The sequence below is a fragment of the Dietzia sp. UBA5065 genome, from assembly GCA_002415925.1.
GTDB lineage: Bacteria > Actinomycetota > Actinomycetes > Mycobacteriales > Mycobacteriaceae > Dietzia.
On sequence record DIAZ01000071.1, the window covers coordinates 6650 to 9529 of the forward strand.

General features: G+C 74.9%; 3 protein-coding genes and 1 pseudogene. 3 read left to right on the top strand and 1 reads right to left on the bottom strand.

Annotation, left to right across the window (positions count from 1 at the left end):
* Together B4M60_RS05260 and B4M60_RS05265 are read left to right on the top strand one after the other, a co-directional pair.
* Positions 1–429: pseudogene (locus B4M60_RS05260) on the top strand (NADH:flavin oxidoreductase/NADH oxidase); the annotation flags it as partial.
* Positions 429–1082, top strand: a complete 654-nt coding sequence (locus tag B4M60_RS05265) for a TenA family protein (protein ID WP_291080974.1) — start codon at positions 429–431, stop codon at positions 1080–1082. The pseudogene B4M60_RS05260 and the gene B4M60_RS05265, both read left to right, overlap by 1 nt.
* A gap of 24 nt (positions 1083–1106) precedes the next feature.
* On the opposite strand, the gene glp is transcribed toward B4M60_RS05265, so the two are convergent.
* Entirely contained in the window at positions 1107–2360 is a 1254-nt protein-coding gene (gene glp / locus B4M60_RS05270; protein ID WP_291080969.1) for a gephyrin-like molybdotransferase Glp, read from the bottom strand.
* 140 nt (positions 2361–2500) lie between these two features.
* On the opposite strand from glp, the gene B4M60_RS05275 reads away from it, so the two are divergent.
* Positions 2501–2880, top strand: a 380-nt coding sequence (locus B4M60_RS05275) for a solute carrier family 23 protein (protein ID WP_414646738.1), incomplete at its 3' end; no start/stop codon positions are given.

Below are 2880 nucleotides of genomic sequence, written 5' to 3' on the forward strand. Positions count from 1 at the left end.
GGCAAGCCCCTGTTCGTGCGCATCTCGGCGACCGACTGGGTGCCCGGCGGGTGGACGCCGGAGGACTCCCGCTGGCTGGCGGGCAGGCTCGCCGAGCACGGTGTCGACCTGGTGGACGTCTCGTCCGCCGCCAACACGCCCGACCGGCCGCCGGTGCCGCTCGAGCAGGGGTACCAGGTGCCGCTCACCGAGGAGGTCCGGGCGTCCGGGGCGGTGCTGGCCGGCACCCTGTTGGTCAGCGCCGTGGGCCTGATCAGCGACCCGGCCTACGCCGAGCAGTTGTTGGTCGACGGCCGCGCGGACGTCGTGTTCCTGGGGCGCGTCGCGCTGCGCGAGCCCGCGTGGCCGCAGCGCGCGGCCGCCGAGCTCGGACTGGACTGGCGGCAGGCCCCGTACCCGCCCCAGTACACGCGGGGGAAGTGGGCGTGATGGGCCTGTTCGAGAGCCTGAAGGACCGCTGCCGCCCCGAGTGGGTGGACTACACCGAGCACGAGTTCGTGGAGCAGCTCGGGCGGGGGACCCTGCCGACGGCGGTGTTCCAGGCCTACCTGGTGCAGGACTTCCACTTCCTCGTGCAGTTCGCGCGCGCCACCGCCCTCGCGGCGTTCAAGAGCCGCACCCTGGCCGACATCACCGCCGCGCACGCCGCGACCGGGGCGATCCTCGCCGAGACCGAGCTGCACCTGCGGCTGACCGAGCGCTGGGGCATCCCGCGCGCCCAGCTCGAGGCCGCGCCGGAGAAGCAGGCCACCGTGGCCTACACCCGCTATGTGCTGGACTGCGGGATGTCAGGCGACCTGCTCGACCTGCACGTCGCGCTGGCGCCCTGCACGATCGGCTACGCCGAGATCGGCGCGCGGTTGCAGCCCGGGCTCAGCGGGGACCACCCCTACCGCGAGTGGATCGCAGAGTATTCGGGCGAGGAGTTCACCGCCGCCTCCCGCGCCGCGATCGATCAGCTCGACCGGCTGGCGGCCGGGGGGCTCAGCGATCGCCGGCTCGACGAACTCACCGAGGTGTTCCGCACGGCCACCCGGCTGGAGAGCGACTTCTGGCAGCAGGCGCTCGACAGCGTGGGCTGAGGGTCAGGAACCCAGTCCGCCCGCCTACAGCGCGAGCACCTCGACCCCGGCACCGGCGGGCAGGAACGTGACCTCGGCGGGGATCTCGATCAGGACGTCCGCGCGGGCCATCGACGCCACGAGGTGAGAGCCCGGGCCCGAGACGGGGTCCGCGGTGCCGTCCGGGGCCAGCGTCGCCCGGAGGTACTGCACCCGCCCCGCGGGGGAGGTGACGTCACGGGACAGGCGGGCCCTGGCGGGACGGATCGGCGCCCGGCCCACGGCCTCGAGGACCACCGGCCGCAGCAGAACCACGAAGGACACCAGGGCGCTCACCGGGTTGCCGGGCAGGCACACGACGGGGGTGTCGCCCCACGTCGCCAGGCCCTGCGGCCCGCCGGGTTGCATGGCGATCGGGGCGAAGCGGGCGCCCTCCCGGGCGGCCAGCACCTGGCGCACCACCTCCGCGTCGCCCATCGACACGGCCCCGACGGTCACCACGAGATCCGCGTCGCCGGCGGCCTCGTCCAGGGTCGCCGTGAACTCCGCGCGGTCGTCGCCGCAGGTGAGGGTCCGGGTGACCTCGCAGCCGCAGGCCCTGAGCGCGGCGGCGAGCGTGATCGAGTTGGACTCCCAGATCTGGCCGGGCTCCAGCGGGCGGCCCGGCGCGACGAGTTCGGAGCCGGTGGCCACCACCCCGACCCGGGGCCGCGGCCGCACGTCGAGGCCCGACTCGCCGAGGGAGGCCGCCGCCGCCATGTGTCGTGCGGCCAGCCGCGTCCCGGCGGGGAGCACCACGTCGCCGGCCCGGACGTCGTCGCCCGGCCGGCGGACGAACTCCCCCGGCGACCGCGGCGCGTGGACCAGGACCGTCGCGGCTCGGCCGTCCGGGCCGACGGACTCCTCGACGGAGGTGTCCTCCACGGGGACCACACAGTCCGCCCCCTCGGGCAGCGGCGCCCCGGTCATGATCTTGCAGGCCTCGTCGTCGTCGACCCCCGGCCCCGGCCCCTGGCCGGCGTGCACGGCCCCCACCACGGTGAGCCGCGCCGGCGAGTCGGGCCCCGCCCCGGCGACGTCCGCCGACCGCACCGCGTAGCCGTCCATCTGCGAGTTCACGAACAGAGGCAGGTCGACCGACGCGCGCAGGTCCCGCGCCAGCACCGAGTCCGCGCACGCCGCGAGCGGGAGGTGGGTGCTCTGCGCGCCGCGGTCGAGCACCGGCGACAGGTGCGCGCGCAGCAGCCCCCGGTACTCGGCGGGGGACGGGCGGGTCGGCTGGTCGGGCGGGGAGGACATGGCCCCACGGTAACCGCGTTGTACTGTGCCTACGGCCCGCGCGGCGGACGGGCGGACGCAGCGAGAGTGGGGCAGTAGTGGGTCTCTGGTCGGTACACGGCGACGGCAAGAACATCAGACCCGGCGAGGTCGTGGCCCCGATGGAGCGGCTGAGCTGGCCGCGGACCATCGGCATCGGCGCACAGCACGTGGTGTCCATGTTCGGGGCGACGTTCGTCTTCCCGATCATCATGGGGCTCAACCCGCAGCTCGCGATCCTCTTCTCGGGCGTGTGCACCCTCCTGTTCCTGGCCGTGGTCAAGGGGCAGGTCCCCAGCTACCTCGGCACCTCCGTGGCCTTTGTCGGGGCGGTCGCGGCGATCCGCGCCCAGGGCGGCACGAGCGCCGAGGTGACCGGCGCGATGCTCGTCGCCGGCGCGGCGCTGTTCGTGGTGGGCCTGCTCGTCCACGTGGTGGGCGGCCGGGTGGTCACCGCGGTCCTCCCGCCGGTGGTCACGGGCGCGGTCGTGATGCTGCTCGG

Coding starts and splice junctions, on each gene's coding strand:
- B4M60_RS05265 (WP_291080974.1), top strand. CDS start 429: ATGGGCCTGTTCGAGAGCCTGAAGGACCGCTGCCGCCCCGAGTGGGTG.
- glp (WP_291080969.1), bottom strand. CDS start 2,360: ATGTCCTCCCCGCCCGACCAGCCGACCCGCCCGTCCCCCGCCGAGTAC.